This is a genomic window from Amphritea sp. 1_MG-2023, assembly GCF_030547545.1.
Taxonomy (GTDB): domain Bacteria; phylum Pseudomonadota; class Gammaproteobacteria; order Pseudomonadales; family Balneatricaceae; genus Amphritea.
The window spans coordinates 1-19,255 of record NZ_JAUOQE010000007.1; the positions used below are offsets into that span (position 1 = coordinate 1).

The 19,255-nt window shown below is 49.6% G+C and carries 19 protein-coding genes; 9 read left to right on the forward strand and 10 right to left on the reverse strand.

Features of this window, described 5'->3' with window-relative positions; genetic code table 11:
• The first annotated feature begins 585 nt into the window (after nucleotides 1-585).
• Nucleotides 586-1,596 (forward strand): UDP-glucose 4-epimerase GalE, encoded by a 1,011-nt coding sequence (gene galE / locus Q4488_RS05555; protein WP_303579476.1) that lies wholly within the window; start codon nucleotides 586-588, stop codon nucleotides 1,594-1,596.
• 231 nt (nucleotides 1,597-1,827) lie between these two features.
• On the forward strand, nucleotides 1,828-2,277 hold the full coding sequence (locus Q4488_RS05560) for a transposase (RefSeq protein ID WP_303579477.1): 450 nt from the start codon (nucleotides 1,828-1,830) through the stop codon (nucleotides 2,275-2,277).
• A gap of 519 nt (nucleotides 2,278-2,796) precedes the next feature.
• Here the strand turns inward: Q4488_RS05560 and Q4488_RS05565 are convergent.
• The 10 genes from Q4488_RS05565 to Q4488_RS05610 all read right to left on the reverse strand — a co-directional run bounded on the left by Q4488_RS05565 (nucleotide 2,797) and on the right by Q4488_RS05610 (nucleotide 13,889).
• Entirely contained in the window at nucleotides 2,797-4,167 is a 1,371-nt protein-coding gene (locus Q4488_RS05565; protein WP_303579478.1) for a phosphomannomutase CpsG, read from the reverse strand.
• On the reverse strand, nucleotides 4,164-4,547 hold the full coding sequence (locus tag Q4488_RS05570; RefSeq protein ID WP_303579479.1) for a hypothetical protein: 384 nt from the start codon (nucleotides 4,545-4,547) through the stop codon (nucleotides 4,164-4,166). Before Q4488_RS05570 ends, Q4488_RS05565 begins: the two co-directional genes overlap by 4 nt.
• Nucleotides 4,547-5,812 carry a nucleotide sugar dehydrogenase gene (locus tag Q4488_RS05575; RefSeq protein ID WP_303579480.1) on the reverse strand — a complete coding sequence of 422 codons (1,266 nt, stop codon included), beginning with the start codon at nucleotides 5,810-5,812 and terminating at the stop codon, nucleotides 4,547-4,549. The genes Q4488_RS05570 and Q4488_RS05575 overlap by 1 nt, the downstream gene beginning before the upstream one ends.
• Nucleotides 5,809-7,443 carry a glucose-6-phosphate isomerase gene (gene pgi / locus Q4488_RS05580; RefSeq protein ID WP_303579591.1) on the reverse strand — a complete coding sequence of 545 codons (1,635 nt, stop codon included), beginning with the start codon at nucleotides 7,441-7,443 and terminating at the stop codon, nucleotides 5,809-5,811. Before pgi ends, Q4488_RS05575 begins: the two co-directional genes overlap by 4 nt.
• 4 nt (nucleotides 7,444-7,447) lie before the next feature.
• On the reverse strand, nucleotides 7,448-8,332 hold the full coding sequence (galU, locus tag Q4488_RS05585) for a UTP--glucose-1-phosphate uridylyltransferase GalU (protein WP_303579481.1): 885 nt from the start codon (nucleotides 8,330-8,332) through the stop codon (nucleotides 7,448-7,450).
• Between the two features lie 105 nt (nucleotides 8,333-8,437).
• On the reverse strand, nucleotides 8,438-9,124 hold the full coding sequence (locus tag Q4488_RS05590) for a hypothetical protein (protein WP_303579482.1): 687 nt from the start codon (nucleotides 9,122-9,124) through the stop codon (nucleotides 8,438-8,440).
• Entirely contained in the window at nucleotides 9,117-9,839 is a 723-nt protein-coding gene (locus Q4488_RS05595) for a tyrosine-protein phosphatase (RefSeq protein ID WP_303579483.1), read from the reverse strand. Before Q4488_RS05595 ends, Q4488_RS05590 begins: the two co-directional genes overlap by 8 nt.
• Nucleotides 9,839-12,052, reverse strand: a complete 2,214-nt coding sequence (locus Q4488_RS05600) for a polysaccharide biosynthesis tyrosine autokinase (protein WP_303579484.1) — start codon at nucleotides 12,050-12,052, stop codon at nucleotides 9,839-9,841. Before Q4488_RS05600 ends, Q4488_RS05595 begins: the two co-directional genes overlap by 1 nt.
• Before the next feature lie 86 nt (nucleotides 12,053-12,138).
• Nucleotides 12,139-12,651, reverse strand: coding sequence for a polysaccharide biosynthesis/export family protein (locus Q4488_RS05605; protein ID WP_303579485.1), 513 nt, complete (start codon nucleotides 12,649-12,651; stop codon nucleotides 12,139-12,141).
• Nucleotides 12,652-12,710: 59 nt separating this feature from the next.
• Nucleotides 12,711-13,889, reverse strand: coding sequence for an outer membrane beta-barrel protein (locus Q4488_RS05610; protein ID WP_303579486.1), 1,179 nt, complete (start codon nucleotides 13,887-13,889; stop codon nucleotides 12,711-12,713).
• Between the two features lie 356 nt (nucleotides 13,890-14,245).
• Here Q4488_RS05610 and moaB point away from each other — a divergent pair, with 356 nt between their 5' ends.
• From moaB to Q4488_RS05645, 7 genes are all read left to right on the forward strand, one after another.
• Entirely contained in the window at nucleotides 14,246-14,800 is a 555-nt protein-coding gene (gene moaB, locus Q4488_RS05615) for a molybdenum cofactor biosynthesis protein B (protein WP_303579487.1), read from the forward strand.
• The gene (gene glp / locus Q4488_RS05620) at nucleotides 14,797-16,029 is read left to right on the forward strand and encodes a gephyrin-like molybdotransferase Glp (RefSeq protein ID WP_303579488.1); all 1,233 of its coding nucleotides are present in this window, start codon (nucleotides 14,797-14,799) and stop codon (nucleotides 16,027-16,029) included. Before moaB ends, glp begins: the two co-directional genes overlap by 4 nt.
• Nucleotides 16,030-16,241: 212 nt before the next feature.
• A complete protein-coding gene (locus tag Q4488_RS05625) occupies nucleotides 16,242-16,487 on the forward strand; it encodes a MoaD/ThiS family protein (protein WP_303579489.1) in 246 nt (81 codons plus the stop codon).
• Nucleotides 16,484-17,083: a molybdenum cofactor guanylyltransferase MobA gene (gene mobA, locus Q4488_RS05630; RefSeq protein ID WP_303579490.1), complete on the forward strand. Its 600-nt coding sequence runs from the start codon at nucleotides 16,484-16,486 to the stop codon at nucleotides 17,081-17,083. The genes Q4488_RS05625 and mobA overlap by 4 nt, the downstream gene beginning before the upstream one ends.
• A gap of 77 nt (nucleotides 17,084-17,160) precedes the next feature.
• Nucleotides 17,161-17,739, forward strand: coding sequence for a TMEM165/GDT1 family protein (locus Q4488_RS05635; protein WP_303579491.1), 579 nt, complete (start codon nucleotides 17,161-17,163; stop codon nucleotides 17,737-17,739).
• A gap of 18 nt (nucleotides 17,740-17,757) precedes the next feature.
• Complete coding sequence (locus Q4488_RS05640) at nucleotides 17,758-18,114, forward strand: CidA/LrgA family protein (protein WP_303579492.1); 357 nt, start codon at nucleotides 17,758-17,760, stop codon at nucleotides 18,112-18,114.
• A gap of 5 nt (nucleotides 18,115-18,119) precedes the next feature.
• Complete coding sequence (locus Q4488_RS05645) at nucleotides 18,120-18,827, forward strand: LrgB family protein (protein WP_303579493.1); 708 nt, start codon at nucleotides 18,120-18,122, stop codon at nucleotides 18,825-18,827.
• The last annotated feature ends 428 nt before the right edge of the window (nucleotides 18,828-19,255 follow it).

Consider the following 19,255-nt stretch of genomic DNA (forward strand, 5'->3'; position numbering starts at 1 on the left):
CGGTTAATCGCGACGAGGGCGTCGCTCGCTACAACGATGTTGTGGTTTTATCGGCACGGGGGCGTGCCTCGCTACAATGATACGATATGACGTTTGTTTGTGGTTCAATCGCGACGGTGTGGTTTTTTGTAGGAGGCGTGCCCCCACGCCGATGGTGTGGTTATGGCGGTTAATCGCGACGAGGGCGTCGCTCGCTACAACGATGTTGTGGTTTTATCGGCACGGGGGCGTGCCTCGCTACAACGGTGCGATATGACGTTTGTTTGTGGGTTAATCGCGACGAGGGCGATGTTTTGTAGGAGGCGTGCCCTCACGTCGATGGTTTTGTTTTGTGGGGTTATCGGCACGGGATACCCAAAGGGCATGCTAGCGTGCTTCGCTACAAAGGTAGATATAAATCGTAGGGTGCCGGTGAGTTTTGCGAACCGCACCGGTGATGTTTGATGATTTTAATATACGGTTGTTTCCATTGGTGCGGTTCGTTCCTCACCGACACCCTACGCGAAATCGGTTGTATGGCTGCTCTGCATGGTGTTATTTTTTTCTGATAGACTCTGATTAATTATTATTTTTAAAGGTATTGATATGGCCGTTTTGGTGACGGGTGGGGCGGGTTATATTGGCTCGCATACAGTTGTGATGTTGCTTGAGGCAGGTTACGAGGTGGTGGTTTTTGACAACCTTTGTAATAGCCACCCGGAGGTATTTAATCGGATTGAAGTTATAACCGGTAAACGACCTGTTTTTATTGAAGGTGATATTCGGGATAGAGCGGCGATGGATCAGCTTTTTGCGGATCATTCGATCGAGACGGTGATTCATTTTGCTGGCTTAAAGGCCGTGGGGGAAAGTGCCAGAATCCCTCTTGAATATTATCAAAATAATTTTACCGGTTCGGTAGTTTTATGTGAAGCCATGGCCGCAGCCGGCGTTAAAAAGTTGGTGTTTAGTTCTTCGGCCACGGTTTATGGCGAAGATGCGCCGGTGCCTTATGAAGAAACCATGCCGCGGGGGAAAACCTCAAATCCTTATGGTAGCTCGAAATCGATGGTCGAATTAATGCTCACCGACTTGTGTGCTGCGGATCCTGAATGGTCGGTGGCGTTGCTTCGTTATTTCAATCCTATCGGTGCGCATCCAAGTGGTTTGATAGGTGAAGACCCACAAGGTATCCCCAATAACTTGATGCCGTTTATTAGTCAGGTGGCGGTAGGCAAGCGAGAGCAGTTATCCATATTTGGTAATGATTATTCGACAGACGATGGCACCTGCGTGCGTGATTATCTGCATGTGATGGATTTGGCCGATGGGCACCTTAAGTCTTTAAGCTGCTTGGCAGGCGCGGGTGTGCATATCTACAATCTAGGAACCGGTAATGGCCTATCTGTACTGCAGATGGTGAATAGCTTCAAGGCGGCGACAGGCATCGATATTCCTTATCAGTTTGCCTCAAGACGAGCGGGTGATTTAGCGGCCTTTTGGGCGGATGCGAGCAAGGCTAATCGTGAGCTGGATTGGTCTGCAAAATATAGCTTAGAAGACATGATGACTGATACTTGGAAGTGGCAGTCTCAAAACCCAGAAGGGTATCGGTAAGATTTTTTGCGCGTGATGTTTGTGTAGGAGGCGTGCCCTCACGCCGATGGGTTTGGTTATGGTGGTTAATCGCGACGGCGTGGTTTTTTTGTAGGAGGCGTGCCCTCACGCCGATGGTTTTGGTTATGGTGGTTAATCGCGACGAGGGCGTCGCTCGCTACAAAAATAATGCATTTGTGGGAGGCATGCTAGCGTGCCTCGCTACAACGATAGTATTTTAAGGAGGATAAGATGAAAGGGAATTCATCTGGGCTGCGTAAAGGACGTTATTCAGAGCTTGGTCGTATCTATTTGGTTACATTCGTAACCTTCGAAAGAAAACCTATTTTTAATGATTATGCTTTAGGTCGGCAGGTTGTTGATGTTCTTCATAAAGAAGCAGAATTTACCGACACATTAGCGTTTGTCGTCATGCCTGACCATGTTCACTGGCTGCTTCAGCTTGAATCGAAATCTTTAAGTGCAACCCTCAAAACGGTTAAGTCGATCTCTTCTAGAAAGGTGAAAAGAATAAGGGGTATGTCGAGTGATATTTGGCAAAAAGGCTTTCATGATCATGCGGTGAGGCGCGAAGAAGATTTAGTGAATATTGCCCGCTATATCGTGATGAACCCCGTTAGGGCGGGATTGGTAAAAAGCATTAGAGAATATCCGTTGTGGGATGCCGTCTGGTTGCAGTAGAGCCATGGCATAGGATTGTTTTGGTGATTTAATCGCGGCGGGGCGATGTTTTGTAGGAGGCGTGCCCTCACGCCGATGGTTTTGTTTTGTGGGGTTATCGGCACGGGGTACCCAAAGGGCATGCTAGCGTGCCTCGCTACAATGATGCGATATGACGTTTATTTGTGGGTTAATCGGCACGAGGGCGTGCCTCGCTACAATGATTCAATTTGTGGGTTTATCGCGGCGACGGGGCAATGTTTTGTAGGAGGCGTGCCCTCACGCCGATGGTTTTGGTTTGTGGGTTTATCGCGACAGCGTGTTTTTTTGTAGGAGGTGTGCCCTCACGCCGATGGTGTGGTTATGGTGGTTAATCGCGACGGGGTACCCAAAGGGCATGCTAGCGTGCCTCGCTACAATGATACGATATGACGTTTATTTGTGGGTTAATCGCGACGGGGGCGTGCCTCGCTACAATGATTCGTTATCGCGGTGGGGCGATGTTTTTGTAGGAGGTGTGCCCTCACGCCGATTTTTAAATTATGCTCTTAGCAAGCTAAGTAATTCGTCTGTTTTGGTTTTCATTAGGGCTTCATCACCGCGGGTTTCGACGTTGAGGCGGACGACGGGTTCGGTGTTGGATGAACGTAGGTTGAAGCGCCATTCGCCCATGTCTAGGCTGATGCCGTCGGTGTAGTCGATAGCGGTTGCGCTATCTTTGTAGGTATCGAGTACTCGTTCGATAGCCGCTTTGGGATCGTCTAGTTTACTGTTGATTTCACCGGGGGAGGGGTATTTGGTAATCCGATCATCCACCAGTTGTGACAGTGTTTGACCTTTTTTACTCACCAGTTCAGCGACCAGTAACCAAGGGATCATGCCGCTATCGCAGTAGAAGAAGTCACGGAAATAGTGGTGAGCACTCATTTCGCCGCCGTAGACGGCGTCTTCTTCGCGCATCCGTTCTTTAATGAAAGCATGGCCGGTTTTGCTTTGAATCGCTCTGCCTTGGCTGGCTTCCACGATATCGAGGGTGTTCCAGGTTAAGCGAGGGTCGTGGATAATGGCTGCGCCAGGGTTTTTGGCCAGAAAGGCTTCGGCCAATAAGCCAACGATATAATAGCCTTCGATAAAGCGGCCGTTTTCATCAAACAGGAAGCAGCGATCGAAGTCGCCATCCCAAGCAATCCCCATATCGGCTTTATGTTCTAATACGGCGGCGATGGTATCGGCACGGTTTTCTTCCAGAATCGGGTTAGGGATGTCGTTAGGGAAGGTACCATCGGGATGATGATGCACTTTAATAAATTCGATGGGCACGGCTGTCGCGGCAAATTGTTGCTCTAGGGCATCGATCACATGCCCAGCGACACCGTTACCTGCATTGACGACTAACTTTAAGGGTTTCAGGTCTTGCAGGTCGATATAGCCTTCTAGGTGTTCAACATAGGCGGCGAGGGTATCGATCTGTGTATAACTGCCACGTTTGGCTGCATCGGGGGTGCTGAAGTTATTATCGCGGGCGAGTTGTTCGATATCGTTCAGGCCGGTATCGCCGCTGATGGGGCGCGAGCCTTGACGCACCAGTTTCATGCCGTTGTAATCTTCGGGGTTGTGACTCGCGGTCACGACGATGCCACCGTCGGTGTTGAGGTGAGAGGTGGCAAAGTAGATCTCTTCCGTACCGCATAGGCCGATATCCAGGACATCAACCCCCGAGTCGCGTAGGCCGTTGGTGAGTGCCTGCTTCAGGGATTCAGTGGAGAGACGCATATCACCGCCGACCACGACGCTGCTGGGCTGAAGAAATTCGGCATAGGCGCGGCCGATACGGTAGGTTAAATCTTCATCCAGCTGAGTGCCAAGCTGGCCGCGGATATCATAGGCTTTGAAACAGGCTAGTTTGCTCATGGGCGTTTCTCTGAAGGTTGTAAGTTTGAAGAAGTTGAATAAAACGATTGTCTAACACGCCAGGCTAACCACGGCAGTGCAATGATGGCGATGCCTGTCAGATTGGCATACATATCATCGAGTGAAAAATACCGATGGGCTAACAGCCACTGTTGAATAAACTCGGCACTGCAGCCGAGCAAGGTTAGGCCGATGAGAAAGGGCGTCATAAACCGGCGCGAGACGGTCCAGAGGCCGACAAAGGTCATCGTTGCGAAGCCGGCTAGATGACCAAATTTATCCGACTGATCGAATAGCTGAGGCGGCGGTGTTTGACGAAATAGCCCGTAAAGCAGTGCGGCGGCGCAGAGACAGAAAAATATTTTTTTTAGAATCTGCATTAGCGGCCAATACCGATATAGGTGAAACCGTACATTTCGAGGGCTTCCTTATCGAAGATGTTACGCCCATCGATGATCAGTGGTCGGCGCATCGATTCGAGCAGTTGCAGATAATCCGGTGACCAGTATTCAGGCCACTCGGTGACCAGCAGTAGTGCATCGGCTTCGTCAATCGCCGCATAGGGGGCGGTACAGAAGCTGATCAGAGGCTCTTCAGCATAATAGCGCTGCAGGTTATTTAGGGCTTCGGGATCATGCACTCGGACGTTGACGCCCTGGGCTAATAACGCATCGATAATTTTGACGCTAGGTGCATTATCGATGCTGGCGGTACCGGGTTTGAACGATGCCCCCCAAATGGCGACGGTTTTACCTGCGAGATCTCCCTGATAGTGCTGCCATAGTTTTTTGAAGAGCAGCTCTTTTTGTATCTCGTTTTCTGAGATAACCGTTTTCAGCAGCGAGTTTTGACCCCGTTTTTCAAAAATATCCGAAAACTGAGAGATGTTCAGATTAAAGTTTTGACCGCCGAAACCGCAGCCGGGAGAGAGGTAGTGACTGCCGATTCTTGGATCGGTGCCCATGCCTTCACGAATGATATCGATATCGACACCCATTTGATCGGCAAGGTTAGCGATTTCGTTAATATAACCGATTCGTATCGCCAGCATGCCGGTGATCGCCAGCTTGGTAAATTCCGCTTCGCGGCTGGTCATGAGTAACAGTTGGTTAATATTCTGTAAGAAGGGACGGATCAGCGAGCGGGTCATGGTGATAGCCCAATTATTATCACTGCCGATAGTGATTCGCTTGGGTTGGCTGAAGCCCTGTAACGCTTTACCCTCTTGCAGATTGTTAGGAACATAAACAACCGCTTGTTTGGCGCTTTCGTTGAGGTGACGTTGCAACTGAGTCGTAGCGCCGACACCAAAATTACACTGATTGATGATTAAAAGCTTTTCCGCCACCTGCTTGGCTAGATGCTGCACAATACGTTCGGCGAGGGCGAATTCATTGTGCTCTAAGGCGAGCCAGTGAATCGTGGTTTCGCTATCTTCAGTGAGATTGCGCTTCAGTCGACCTTGCTGCATTTGTAGTTCGATCTGATCTAATAAGCCTGGCTCATCGCGTAACGCCGAGATATCCTGCAGCGGTTTATCTAACTGCGCCTCAGGGTTCTCGATACAGACATCATTACCCGCTCTGGCCAGACAGGCCGCCGCTACCCAAGCAGTCAGATTGGCACCATGCACCTTAACTTTCATGATTGTACTCCCTGTTGCTGCTGTACAAAGCGGATCAGGCCTGCGGTTGAACTATCGGTTTTGGCTGCCGTAGGGTGACTGAATTGATCGAGTAATGAGGTTGCCACTTGCTTGCCTAGCTCGACACCCCATTGATCGAAAGGGTTGATCTCCCAGATAACCGATTGCACATAGACTTTATGTTCGTACATGGCGATCAATGCACCGAAGCTTTCGGGCGTGAGCTCATCAATAATCAGGGTGGTGCTAGGTTGATTACCACGGTAGCGCTTGTGTGACGGCGCTGTATCGCCATCTTCTAGTACACTATCGCCCAAGGCTAATAAACGCGATTGCGCGAGACAGTTAGCCAAGGCGAGTTGATGTTGCGCTTGTAGATCATCGCCGTATTCTTGATACCGTCGTGCCGGTGCAATAAAGTCACACATCACGGATTCAGTGCCTTGATGCAGCAACTGATAAAAGGCGTGCTGAGCGTTAGGGCCGATCTCTCCCCAAAGTATCGGGCAGGTTGCGTAGTTCAGCTTATCACCCTTGAGGGTGACACTCTTGCCATTACTTTCCATTTCCAGTTGTTCGAGATAGGCCGGCAGATGTTGCAGACGACCATCATAAGGCAGCACCGCATGGGCGTGAATATCGAGAAAGTTAATATTCCAGATACCGATCATCGCCAGCAATACCGGCAAATTTTCCGTTAGCGGTGCGTGACGAAAATGACTGTCCATTTCATGCGCGCCCGCCAGCATTTTACGGAAGTTATCGTTGCCGGTGTGAAGCGCGATGGCCATGCCGATAGCCGACCACATCGAGTAACGGCCGCCGGTCCATTCCCAGAAGTGCAGCTGATTTTTTTCGGGAATACCCCATTCAGAGGCTTTAGCCTGATTGGCGGTAATACCGATAAAGTGATGCTGACTGATGAGTTCGAGGGATAACTCGCTGGCATCGATCAGCCATTCACGAGCGGTATTGGCATTGGCGAGGGTATCAATGGTGGAAAATGATTTTGAGGAGACGATAAACAGCGTCGATGCCGGGTCGAGGCTATTTAACAGTTGTGCCAGTTGGCTGCCATCCATCGAGGAAACAAAGTGTATATCGATATTGCGATTCGCCGGCGAAGTAAACAAATTCAATGCTCGGCAGGCCATCAGTGGGCCAAGGTCGGAGCCACCCACACCGATATTAACGACATGTTTGATGGGGCTGCCATCATAGCCTCGCCACTGACCATTGTGAATCTGCTCGACTAACGCTTCCATGCGTTCAAGCGAAGCGTGAATCTGTTTGGTGATATCCTCACCCTCCAATACCAGCGGTGCAGTTTTGGGCTGACGTAAGGCGGTGTGCAGCGCGGGGCGATTTTCGGATGGGTTAACGTGTTCGCCACCGAAAAGCGCTTCGATTTTTTGCGGTAGTTGTTGCTGTTCCGCAAGATCAATCAATCGCTGTAGCGTCGTGGCCGTGATACGTTGCTTGGAAAAATCAGCCAGACAGTGAGCGGCGCTAACGCTGAAGTTATCAAAGCGGTTAGCGTCTTCCGCGAACAATGTTTTCAGGTGCTTATGGCGCAGTTCATCGGCGTGGCTATTCAACGCCGCCCAAGCAGGAGATTGATCAACGGTCATCATTTTACTCCTGTTGCGCAAGGAACTGTTTAAAACCTTCGGCAGTATCGGGGTGTTGCAAGCCATAGGCGACGTTGGCCTGTAAGAAGCCGAGTTTATTACCACAATCGTAGGTTTTACCGGTCATGCGATACGCTTCAACCGTTTGTTCGCGTAACAGTTCATCGAGGGCATCGGTTAACTGAATTTCATTACCGGCACCAGGCTTGGTATTCGCCAGTAACGCCATAATACGTGTGGGCAGTACATAGCGACCGACGACGGCTAGATCGGAAGGGGCTTCATCCACGTTAGGCTTTTCCACCATCCCTTTGATTGGTGTCGATTCACCCGCGGCAGGCTTGATGCCGTTGCAATCGGTGATACCGTAGAGCTGTACCTGCTGCTGCGGCACTGATTCCACCATGATTTGGGCCGCATCGTGTTGTTCAAATGCTTGCACCATTTTTTGTAAATCATTCTCATCTTGCTGATAATTGTTGACTAACACATCGGGCAGAATGACCACGAAAGGTTCGTTATTGATCGCTTGTGCAGCACAGTACACCGCGTGGCCCAAGCCTTTCGCTTCAGGCTGACGTACGGAGATAATGGTGACGTCGTTAGGGATGATATTGCGCACTGAATCTAGAATAGCGGTTTTGTTTTTGAGTTCGAGTTGCTGCTCAAGTTCATAGTGGGAATCGAAGTGATCTTCGATAGCGGATTTACCACTACGGGTAACCAGAATGATCTCTTTGATACCGGCTTTAACGGCTTCTTCAACCACGTGCTGAATAACCGGTTTATCAACCACCGGTAACATTTCTTTAGGAATCGCTTTACTGGCCGGTAGTACCCGAGTTCCAAGACCTGCAACAGGGATTATCGCTTTACGTACGGTCGTCATAGTGGCTCCTAAGCGTTGAACTCGCTAACTTGAGCTCGTTTAACGTTGTGTTATTGTCAGTTTAATTGTCAGTCTTCAATTCATATCAGCTATTAACGGCGACATTTAAAAACCACACAGGCGTTTACGTTGCGCTGAGGTTTTTAATTGAGCACAGACTAAGTCCAGTTTATCTAGCGCCGCAATGCGCTGTTTAATATTTTTATGGTTACGGATAATACCGCGCTCGATGTTTAGTATGACGGCTGCTTGTGTCACGCTATCGAGCGTTGACCAGCCACGCATGCCCGCTTCGGTGACAGACACGTTGACGCCGTTTTCCCAGGGGCCTAGCGTGGTGGCTTGTATTAACGCGTGACGATACTCGGCATCAAATTGTTGTAGCGAGGCTTTCATTAGCGCAATATTCGCCCAACTATAAGGCCAGTTAGGGCGTAACTGAGTCGCTAGCTGATAGTCGGCTAACGATTGTTGCGTCTGTTGCACAAACTGATCTTGATTGCCTTGATAATAATGATCGATGGCTTGGTAATAATTCAACAGACCGTGCATGTCTCGATATTCGGCATGTAGAGGGTTCCAGTGGATAGCCGTAGTAATATTATTGAGTGCCTGATTTAGTTCTTCAGTCGGTGGGGTTTTCGCTTTTTTCTGCCAGTATTCTAAATGCTGTCGAGGACTGTAGGCATGGAGATCGGCGATACCGATACCAACAGCGAAGTAAGCCGCCACGCATAGCGCGATGATCAGCGGGGCGGTGATGAGTAAGCGCGGCTTAATCCGGTTATGCATGATGGAATACAATTTGCTCGGGTGTGTCGTTGACGAGGCGGTATGCGGCGGCTTCACCGATGATTTCAGCGGCGGCTTGTACGCCTTCGCTCAAAATCGGCGGGCGATGGGCTAAATTGTGAGCATCTGTTGCTAACACGGTTACCCAGTCTCGTGCGAGGAGTTCTTTGGCGATGGTGTAGGCGCTATCACCAAACCGGCCTGCGACCGACATCGCGGTTACTTGTAGCAAGCAGCCTTGTTCAATAAACGGGTTGATTTTATCAATATTATTGATGATCTCTTTATTCCGCTCGGGGTGAGCGATCATCGGGATAATATTCTGGGATTTTAACCAGCGAATCAGTTGATCGCTGCCGGGGGGGATATGATTGTGCGGCAGTTCGAGTAACAACACCTTCTGCCCTTGCCACTCGCCTAAAAAGGGCACGTGACCGGACGGAATCATGCTAATCATCTCGGCAGAGATGCGTAGCTCAGCCCCCATGGTTAATGTCAACGGGATCGAATGCTCAATCAAGGCCGCTTGTAAACGCTGTAAAACCGGCTCGATGGTCGCGATTTGATTATCATAGCGTCCGGGATGAATGTGAGGTGTCACCACCATATGCTTTATACCGTCACTGACCGCGGTGCGGGCCAGTGCCAGTGATTCATCCAATGTCCCCGGGCCATCATCGATACCCGGGAGGATATGATTATGCAGATCGATCATTAGGCTCTCTGTTCTGCGGCGGTGTAACCGTAAGTATCGTAATAACCATTATAATCATCACCATACTTAGCGGCTTTCTTAATATCGACCTGATTCAGTACCACACCAATAATGGGTGCTTTCACTTCGCCGAGTCGTTTAAGACCATTCTTCGCCAACTGATAGTTGGTTGAATCGGCTTTAACCACATAGATCATCGCGCCGACATGATGTGATAACACGAGCGCATCACTGACCGCTTGAGTCGGGGCGGTGTCGATAATAATACGGTCGTATTTAGTTTCCAGTAATGCCAATGCTTTAGCAAAACGTTCAGATGACAGCAGTTCCAGTGGGTTTGGCGGAATAATACCGGATGGCAAGACATCGATTCCCGATTTCTCATCCTTGTGAATGGTTTCTTCCAGTTTGGCCGTACCCGCCACCAAGTTCGACAATCCGGCAACCTTACCGGACAGGCCGAAGGCTTTGGCAATGGAGGGACGTCGCATATCCGCATCGATGAGCAAGACTTTTTCCATCTGCCCGAGAGAAAAGGCCATATTGAGTGTCAGTGACGTCTTACCTTCACCGGGTACCGATGAGGTAACGCATAGGACTTTATGCGGGTTATCCAATGCTGAGAGTACAATGCCGGTGCGAATAGTCCGCACGGACTCGGCAAAAGCAGACTGACCTTTATCTAAGTAAGCGGTATAGCTGACGTTATCGGTTTTATTCTTTTTAGCCAGTTTGGGTAATAAACCGAGCATGGTCGCGCCGAGCTTGTTTTCGACATCCTGAGCGGTTTTCAGCGTATTGTTCAGTGCTTCGAGTAAGAACGAGAACATGATACCGAACATGATGCTCACCACGAAGGCCAACGCCATAATCAGGCCTTTTTTAGGTTTTGCTGGATCCTGCGGTGGCTGTGCTGGATCCGAAATGCGCGCGTTTGCCGATTGTAGATCGCCGGTGGCATTAGTTTCGCTTAATCGAGTGAAGAAGGTGTCATAGAGCTGACGGTTGGCATCGACCTCTTTCTCGAGCTCTTTAAGACGGTAATCTTTACGGTTGATCGATTGCAGATCTCGCTTGGTCTGATCAACGGCGGCTTTCAAAGAGCGTTCAGCGGACAGAGCTAAGCGATATTCATTTTCAATACCATTGACGACCGATAGAATTTGAGCATTTAGGCTGCGTCTGGCGTTATCCAGTTCAGACTGTGCTGCCTTCATCTTCGGGTGTTTAGCTCCATAGCGCTTAGCGAGTTCAGACTTTTTAAGCTCAACCTGAAGCACTGAGCCTTTGAGGCTTTGTACCAGAGGATGTTGCAGTATGGCGGGAATGAGTTCGAAGTTCTCTGGATTACGCTTATCCAGCCGTTTAATTTGACGATTCAGGCTTTCTAGGGCCATCCGTTCGCGTCGAGCTTCAACATGTTTACTGGCGACCATGTCGAGTTCGTTATTAGCGATATCGAAGCCGCCATCACTGCCGACAATCTGTTCCTGTTCACGATACTGTTGTAGGTTTTGCTCGGATATCTTCAACTTTTCTCGTAAGCCGCTCAAACGCTCCATCAGCCAACCGGAGGCTTTGGTGGTGAGTTGTAGGCGTGCCTCAAGGTTGTTTTCAATATAGGCATCGCCAACGGCATTGGCTATCTGTGCCGATAGCATTGGATCAAAAGAATCGTAACTGATTTTAACTAATTGGGTTTTTCGAATAGGGGAGACGGATAAGTTCTCAATAAATTGAGCCGTTACTTGTTGCAACCTAACGCGTTTCTGTTCCTCTTCGCTGAGTTCTTCTTTAACCCCCAGCGGTATCAAATCTTTAATCGAGGCGATTGTCGTTGCCATAAAGCTTGGTGGCTGATTAAACTCAGGATTATTAATCAGATTGAGTTTATCGATGACTCGTTCCGCTAGTTGGCGTGACTTAAGAATTTCGAATTGAGTTAGATAATATTCACTATTACTTGAATCTAAGCCATACACTTCTTCAATAGAGACGACGTTGGCGTTTTGCGATTCGATCAATAGCGTCGCATCCGCACGATAGATCGGTTTCATGGAGAAGACCATCAAGGTGGTCAACATGGTGACCACGATGGCAAAGCCAAAGATGCCCCACTTATGCCGATTAATCGTATTCCAGTATTGGCGTAGGTCGATAACATCATCACTCATCAATTGGGAGATGTTTTCCTGAGATTTATGCGTTTCCATACTTTCCGGTTGGTCTCTTTTATGTGTATGCGGAACGTTGTTATCGTGCGTCTCTGCTGAATGAGTACTTTATAACACGCGTGTGGCTAGAAGAAGCTCTGTTCGATAGTAATAATATCGCCGGGCTTTATCTGAGTGTTCAGTTGCACCAAGCGAGGCTTAGTTGTTTCACCGTCATGGGAGACAAACAGTTTGCTTTTGGATGCCCGTTCGGTAAATCCACCGGCGAGTGCAACCGCTTTCTGTAATGTCAGCCCAGGTTGATAGGGGTAACCGCCCGGCTCTTCGACTTCGCCGTTGATATAGAATTGACGATATTCTAATACGGTAATACTCACTTGTGGATCGTGCAGGTAGCCGTCTGCTAAACCCTCTTGGATACGTTCGCTGAGGTTACCAATGGTCATATTGAGTATCTTTAACTCACCCAAGAAGGGGTAGGCAATGGTGCCGGCATCACTGAGACGTATTTCCATGCTCAGATCTTCTTCGCCGAATACCTGAATGCTCAACAGATCGCCCGAACCGAGACGATAATCGGAGAGTGTGGTTGATTCAGCCGCCGAAGTGACCGAGCAAAATAGTAACAGAGTAGCCATAAAGGCTACCCTGATCGTTTTATAACTGAGTAACATAGAGGTTTCTCGATTTAATCAGTTTAAAGCGCTGCGTTGACTGTCAGCATGACTAAGTTTTTAGTGTAATCTTCGGTGGCAATGTTGGAATCCACATCGCTGAATGTATAGCTCAAGCCAAAGGTTAACCAGCGGCGCATATCGTAGTTCATACCAACATTGATGGATGTTGTGTCATCCTCACGACCGTTAACATCACCTTCATAGGTTTCGCTAGTCATGCCGAGGCCGAGATCACTATTGATAACGTCGTTCCAAGCATGATTCCAGTTGATGTTGTAGTTTTTGGTATCGATGAAGTCGCCGGTGCCCGAGCTTTCAGCCGCTGAACGACTAGTGCTAATATCGACAACGGAGTATGTGCGGGGTGCCCAACGCACAGACGCTTCCCAACTGGCGCTGGTGAAATCTTCACGACTAGCGGACTCGAAATCTTTGTCGCTGACACCCACCTTAACCGTACCGGTGGTTTTGGCGGTGCCTTCCCACGTTGCACCGACTAGATATTTCCAAGTGTTATTGTCCAGTGAACTGCTTGGATCAACATCGTAGTCGATATCTTTGTTACGTACTTCGAACAAAAGTGATGTTTTAGGCATCACTTTATAATAAAAAACAGAGCCTAAGGTGACTTCGGTGTCATCACGACCGGTGGTAATGGTGCGGAAGTTGGTGAATTCACGTTCTAGGTGCTCGCCATAGAATTCAATACGTCCAGTCGCTTGTGGCGCGCCGTACATATATCTGAAGCTCGCGGTAGTCACATCATACTCAATGGGACTAGAGGTAACATAATCGTTAGACCCTCGGGCTTCATGACCCTTGTTATAAGCGGCTTTTAGATCTAACACACTACGTTGACTGAATTCGATATGAGCATCTGCCGACAGAGTGTGATCGGTATAGTTATCAGCGGTGTTGTTTTGATGGGTACCGTCGCTGAGTTGATAAACCACGCGGTAAGCATTTAAACCATCTTCGGCAACGACTTGTACAGACGGAGAGAGAACCGTAATGGTCTCATCTTCTTCATTGTCTGCAGTACTAAAAAAGTTATCATCATAGCCAACTTGTGCGGTTATCATTGGAATGATTTTTACGGGGCCTGCATCGATAGCTGCCGGTTCTATTGTTGCAGAAGCGGGCAGTGTAAATATCAAAGCGGAGGGGGCAATGAGGCTTACTAATGTTCGTTTTTTCATTGGCGGATATCCTTATATAAGTAGTCTGTTTGTTGCCGTCTCAGCTGAGCATTTGTATATTATTTATCTGATTTTTGAGCGCAAATAACATGAAAAGTGGCCTTACAATAATTTCTAATAGTATCATGGCTTTTTTTAAAGCGGAACTGTGATTGTTGCACTATGCGTCACTGCTGTGTGTTTTTTTGCTGTGCTGCAATATAAACCGCTATATCGCCTCGGTGATCGATTGAAAAAGTAGTGGCCTGTTGGTGTATTTGGGTTTTAATTCTACTGCTATCCATTTTTGCTGGTAGAGCTTATTTTAACGCTTTTATGTTGCATCTCAGTGACATGGCGTGATTTGGTGGGGATATATGAGTCATACAAAGAGTGAAGTATCTTTTCGGTCGTTACGCATTGCGGTACTGACGGTATCTGATACACGAACAGCGGATAACGATACTTCCGGTGATGCGTTGGTGGAAGGTTTGACTGCGGCGGGGCATAGCCTCGCACAGCGTGCGATCTGTCGAGATGATGTCTATCAGTTACGTGCGGTGGTGTCGCAGTGGATTGCCGATGAAACCGTGCAGGCGATACTGGTGACCGGTGGTACAGGTTTCACCCTGCGTGATACCACGCCTGAAGCATTAACGCCGTTATTCGATAAGGCGATTGAGGGCTACGGTGAGCTGTTTCGACAATTATCTTATGAGGAGATCGGCACCTCGACGATTCAATCTCGTGCGTTTGCTGGTGTGGCCAATCGAACAGTCATTTTCTGTATGCCGGGTTCCACGGGGGCTTGTAAAACCGCTTGGAACGGTATTATTCGTGAACAGTTGGATGCGCGTCATCGGCCCTGTAATTTTGTTGAGATGGTGATGACGGGGCAAACCGTTGACACGGCGTGTGGGCCTCGAGGATGAGTTGTGATCAATCTAATCCTGCCTTGATGCCGGTGACTGAGGCGCTGAGGGCACTGCTCGCGCAAGCTAAACCCCTAGTTGAAACAGAGGTACTGCCGATTAGTGAGGCGCTTGGGCGAGTGTTGGCAGAAGATCAGTGTTCAGCCGTTGATGTGCCGCCACAAGATAACAGTGCCATGGACGGTTATGCGCTGAATAGTGTGGCGCTCGCTGAGTTGAGTGATAACAGTTTGAGCGTTTCTCAGCGTATCCCGGCGGGGGCTGCGCCTGCGGCACTCGAAGCGGGAACGGCCGCAAGAATTTTTACCGGGTCTGAGATTCCGCTGGGTGCCGATACGGTGGTGATGCAGGAGAACATCCTTGTCAGCGAGGTTGATGGACAGGCTCGGATTGAGATTCTTGAGAGCCCGCCTGTGGGTAATAATATACGTCGGCGGGGGCAGGATATTCGTCAGGGGCAGGTGGTGATGACCGCGGGCACTCGATTGATGGCATCGCATCTCGGCGTGTTGGCATCGGTAGGTATCGCCGAGATTCAGGTGTATAAACCCTTGAAGGTGGCTGTACTTGCTACCGGTGATGAGCTGATCATGCCGGGTAATCCGTTGCAAGCTGGACAGATCTATAATTCAAACCTGTTTACGCTGAAGGGGTTGTTGCAAGGACTGAACTGTGATGTGGTCATCTCGACGATGGTTGAGGATACTCGGGAAGGTACCATTGCCGCGTTGAAGCAGGCGTCTGAGCAAGCGGATTGTATTATTACTAGCGGTGGCGTGTCTGTCGGAGAAGAGGATCATGTTAAAGCGGCGGTTGAATCTCAGGGGGAGTTGAAACTCTGGAAGCTGGCCATTAAACCGGGTAAGCCGATGGCATTTGGCTATGTTAATGGCAAGCCTCTGTTGGGTTTGCCGGGAAACCCTTCTGCCGTATTGGTGACCTTCACTATATTGGCACGGCCTTTTTTATTGCAATCAATGGGCGCTGACTCGTCACCACCGTTAACGCTGTCGGTTGAGGCGGGTTTTAGTCGTCCGCGGGCGATTGGGCGGCAAGAGTATCTTCGGGTCGATATTCAGGCGGGCAGAGCGGTGTTGGCTCATAGTCAAAGCTCGGGTGTACTGAGTTCGGCTGTTTCGGCAAAGGGCTATCTCGTGGTGCCGGCGCAGACGATCGTTAATGAAGGTGATCAACTCGCGTTTATTCCGTTTAGTGAAGTAGGGCTTTAGTGATCGAGCTGGCGAGTGAGGCTATCCTCTTTCGGTTATTTAAGTAGCTTAAAAAAGCTGGCTTAAAAAAGAATAGGTCGACTATGCAAGGCGGATCTAAAGGATGATGGATAACGCTTCTGTAAACGGCATAATAGTCGACCGATATCCGCATCATGATGTTAAGCTTGCCATGAGATGTGTATTGATGATGCTAAGTGTAGGGTGTGGTGATGGTTAAGGTGTTGTTTTTTGCTTCGTTACGTGAAGCGTTGGGGGTTGGGCAATTGGTTCATCAACCTGTCAATGGTGAGCGTGTTGTCGATCTGCTCGCGACCTTGAAGTTGCGAGGTGATCAATGGTGTCAGGCATTAGATGGCACGCTGCTTTGTTCGGTTAATCAAGAAATAGTGCCGTTAGAGACGGTGATTACTGAGGGGGATGAAGTGGGATTATTCCCGCCGGTAACCGGTGGATGAAAGGCCTCGCTCCCGTTGATGTGATTGTGCTGGCCGGTGGTGAAGGTCGGCGTATGGGTGGTCGAGATAAGGGCTTGGTGGCGTTTCGCTCGTTACCGATGGTGGGTTTTGCTGTGCAGCTTGCCAAGCCTTATGCGCGGCGATTGATTATTAGTTGTAATCGCCACCTGCCGGAATACGCTGATCTAGCTGATCAAGTTGTTATGGATGAGTTAGCTGGGTTTCAAGGCCCTTTGGCGGGTATCTTGAGTGGTCTTCATGTTTGTCATACTGAGCTTGTGTTGGTTCTGCCTTGTGATACGCCCCTGCTTCAAACTGAGTTAATTGAGCGTTTATTGCTGGCAGCCCAAGCAAAGCCGGATGCTATTACGGTTTTGTCAGAAGGGGATAAACTGCACCCGTTGCATGCGGTGATTCCTCGGCGGCTGACGGTGGATCTATCTAACTGGTTGGCAGGCGGTCAGCGAGCGGTGCAGCGATGGATGCGCAGCCATCCAATGCAACTCATTGATATCGTTGATATGGCGGATCAGTTATGTAATTTGAATACTGAGCAGGCCTTACGTGTTGCCGAAAAATCACCGCTGAACAATTAACTTTTGTTTCGATTACCTGCGAGTAGTATTTATTTCTGTATAATTGCCAGCTTTTTTATGCGTTGGGAGTAGCGGGTATGGATCCTCTAGGCAGTCTGATCGGTTCTTTTTTGCTGGTTTTTATGGCTGAATTTGGTGATAAAAGTCAGTTAGTGTGTATGACGCTGGCCACGCGATATCGCCCACTGCCGGTGGTGTTAGGAGCCGTGGTTGCGTTTGCTAGCTTGAACGTGCTGGCGGTTTTCGTGGGTTCTATGGCGTCAGCATGGCTGCCTCGCTCAGTCGTTTTGTGTCTGGTTGCGTTGTTGTTTCTCTGGTTTGGTCTGCAGTCGTTCAAAGTTGAAGAGGGTGATGAGGACGATAGCCCTGCGATGTCGGGCAAGAGTGTATTTTTATCCGCGCTGTTAATGCTATTTTTCGCTGAGTTGGGCGATAAAACCCAGCTGGCGGTGATAGGGCTGGCGAGTACCGAACCTGCTGTGCCGGTTTGGTTGGGCGCGACATTAGCGCTGCTGGCAACATCGGTGATTGGTGTTATAGCAGGGCGAGCACTGATGCGTTATATCTCGGTGGTTTGGCTGCATCGTGCCTCGGGTGTGTTGTTTATTATTTTTGCGCTTTATGCTGGCAGTGAGGCTTTTGTATTACTGCTGTAACGATTTGTTGGGGGCGATATGCTGGTTGGTTTTTTAATACTACTGCTGTTTCAATTCGCCGGAGAGTTGATTGTTATGGCATTGGCCATGCCGGTGCCTGGGCCAGTGGTGGGGATGGTATTGCTGCTGGTGTGTTTGATCATTAAGGGGGAGGTGCCCGAGTCGCTGCGGCTACCTTCCGAGGCGTTACTGAAGCATCTTGCCTTGTTGTTTGTTCCTGCGGGTGTGGGGTTGATGACGCATTTCTCTTTGTTGCAGGCAGACTGGCTGGCGATCTTGTTAGCCTTGATTGTGAGTACCGGGCTGACGATTATCGTTACGGCATTAATTTTGAATCCCTCGGCTAAAAAGCTACATCAGTTAGAAAAGGAATAGTATTGATGGCATTTTGGACCTTTTTCTCGGCGAAGCCGTTGCTTTGGCTGATCGTTACTATTGTCACCTTTATAGTCGCCTCCTGGTTGAATCGGCGTGTGGGTGGTACGCCCCTGTTGCACCCCGTGCTGGTGTCATTAACGTTGATTATCCTGTTTTTGTTACTGACGGGTACGCCTTACGAAACCTATTTTGAAGGCGCGCAGTTTATTCATTTTCTCTTGGGTCCGGCAACGGTCGCGCTGGCGGTGCCGTTGTTTGATCATCTTGAACGGGTTAAAAAAATGCTCTTGCCGCTGCTGCTGGCTTGTATGGCGGGTGCGGTGACGGCGGCGGCATCGGCTATTCTGGTGGCACAGGCGTTAGATGCTTCCTTAGAAACGCTGTTATCGATTGCGCCGAAATCGGTGACATCGGCGATAGCGATCGGCATAGCGGAAAAGCTGGGCGGCTATCCCTCGCTAGCATCGGGTTTGGTGTTGATCACCGGTGCCATTGGTTGTGTCTTAGCACCGCCTATTTATCGTATTCTCAATGTCACCGATGAGGCAGTAAAAGGATTTACCCTAGGCGTATCGGCGCATGGTATGGGCACCGCCTACGCCTTTGAATATGGTTTGATGGCAGGCGCTTTTGGGGGGTTAGCGATGGGCATGACCGGCGCTTTTACGGCGTTCATGTTGCCGCTATTGATTCCAGTGATGTCCTTGTAGGGTGTCGGTGAGTTCGACGAACCGCACCGATGGTGTGGATAGAATACCCACCAAGCCTTGTAGCGAGCGACGACTCGTCGCGATTGAACGGCAAATCAAAACAATCGCCTTGAGGGCACCCAGGGGCTATACCAGCAGGACTCTGACACCAACACCGCATCGCCGTGAGGGCACGGCTCCTACAGTTCGTCCGCTGGGTGTGTAATACCCACCGAGCCTCGTAGCGAGCGACGCCCTCGTCGCGACGAGGGTCCCCAAGGGTTATGCCAACGGTTCTGATACAAACACCGCATCGCCGTGAGGGCACGGCTCCTACAGTTCGGTGTATAGAATACCCGCCCAGCCTTGTAGCGAGCGACGCCCTCGTCGCGACGAGGGTTCCCAAGGGTTATGCCAACGGTTCTGATACAAACACCGCATCGCCGTGA

What these genes read in the sequence shown, in the direction of transcription:
- Q4488_RS05565 (WP_303579478.1), bottom strand. Translation starts at nt 4,167, where the DNA reads ATGAGCAAACTAGCCTGTTTCAAAGCCTATGATATCCGCGGCCAGCTT.
- Q4488_RS05570 (WP_303579479.1), bottom strand. Translation starts at nt 4,547, where the DNA reads ATGCAGATTCTAAAAAAAATATTTTTCTGTCTCTGCGCCGCCGCACTG.
- Q4488_RS05600 (WP_303579484.1), bottom strand. Translation starts at nt 12,052, where the DNA reads ATGGAAACGCATAAATCTCAGGAAAACATCTCCCAATTGATGAGTGAT.
- galE (WP_303579476.1), top strand. Translation starts at nt 586, where the DNA reads ATGGCCGTTTTGGTGACGGGTGGGGCGGGTTATATTGGCTCGCATACA.
- Q4488_RS05575 (WP_303579480.1), bottom strand. Translation starts at nt 5,812, where the DNA reads ATGAAAGTTAAGGTGCATGGTGCCAATCTGACTGCTTGGGTAGCGGCG.
- Q4488_RS05625 (WP_303579489.1), top strand. Translation starts at nt 16,242, where the DNA reads ATGGTTAAGGTGTTGTTTTTTGCTTCGTTACGTGAAGCGTTGGGGGTT.
- Q4488_RS05645 (WP_303579493.1), top strand. Translation starts at nt 18,120, where the DNA reads ATGGCATTTTGGACCTTTTTCTCGGCGAAGCCGTTGCTTTGGCTGATC.
- Q4488_RS05635 (WP_303579491.1), top strand. Translation starts at nt 17,161, where the DNA reads ATGGATCCTCTAGGCAGTCTGATCGGTTCTTTTTTGCTGGTTTTTATG.
- Q4488_RS05610 (WP_303579486.1), bottom strand. Translation starts at nt 13,889, where the DNA reads ATGAAAAAACGAACATTAGTAAGCCTCATTGCCCCCTCCGCTTTGATA.
- glp (WP_303579488.1), top strand. Translation starts at nt 14,797, where the DNA reads ATGAGTTGTGATCAATCTAATCCTGCCTTGATGCCGGTGACTGAGGCG.
- mobA (WP_303579490.1), top strand. Translation starts at nt 16,484, where the DNA reads ATGAAAGGCCTCGCTCCCGTTGATGTGATTGTGCTGGCCGGTGGTGAA.
- Q4488_RS05590 (WP_303579482.1), bottom strand. Translation starts at nt 9,124, where the DNA reads ATGCATAACCGGATTAAGCCGCGCTTACTCATCACCGCCCCGCTGATC.
- galU (WP_303579481.1), bottom strand. Translation starts at nt 8,332, where the DNA reads ATGACGACCGTACGTAAAGCGATAATCCCTGTTGCAGGTCTTGGAACT.
- Q4488_RS05640 (WP_303579492.1), top strand. Translation starts at nt 17,758, where the DNA reads ATGCTGGTTGGTTTTTTAATACTACTGCTGTTTCAATTCGCCGGAGAG.
- moaB (WP_303579487.1), top strand. Translation starts at nt 14,246, where the DNA reads ATGAGTCATACAAAGAGTGAAGTATCTTTTCGGTCGTTACGCATTGCG.
- pgi (WP_303579591.1), bottom strand. Translation starts at nt 7,443, where the DNA reads ATGACCGTTGATCAATCTCCTGCTTGGGCGGCGTTGAATAGCCACGCC.
- Q4488_RS05560 (WP_303579477.1), top strand. Translation starts at nt 1,828, where the DNA reads ATGAAAGGGAATTCATCTGGGCTGCGTAAAGGACGTTATTCAGAGCTT.
- Q4488_RS05605 (WP_303579485.1), bottom strand. Translation starts at nt 12,651, where the DNA reads ATGGCTACTCTGTTACTATTTTGCTCGGTCACTTCGGCGGCTGAATCA.
- Q4488_RS05595 (WP_303579483.1), bottom strand. Translation starts at nt 9,839, where the DNA reads ATGATCGATCTGCATAATCATATCCTCCCGGGTATCGATGATGGCCCG.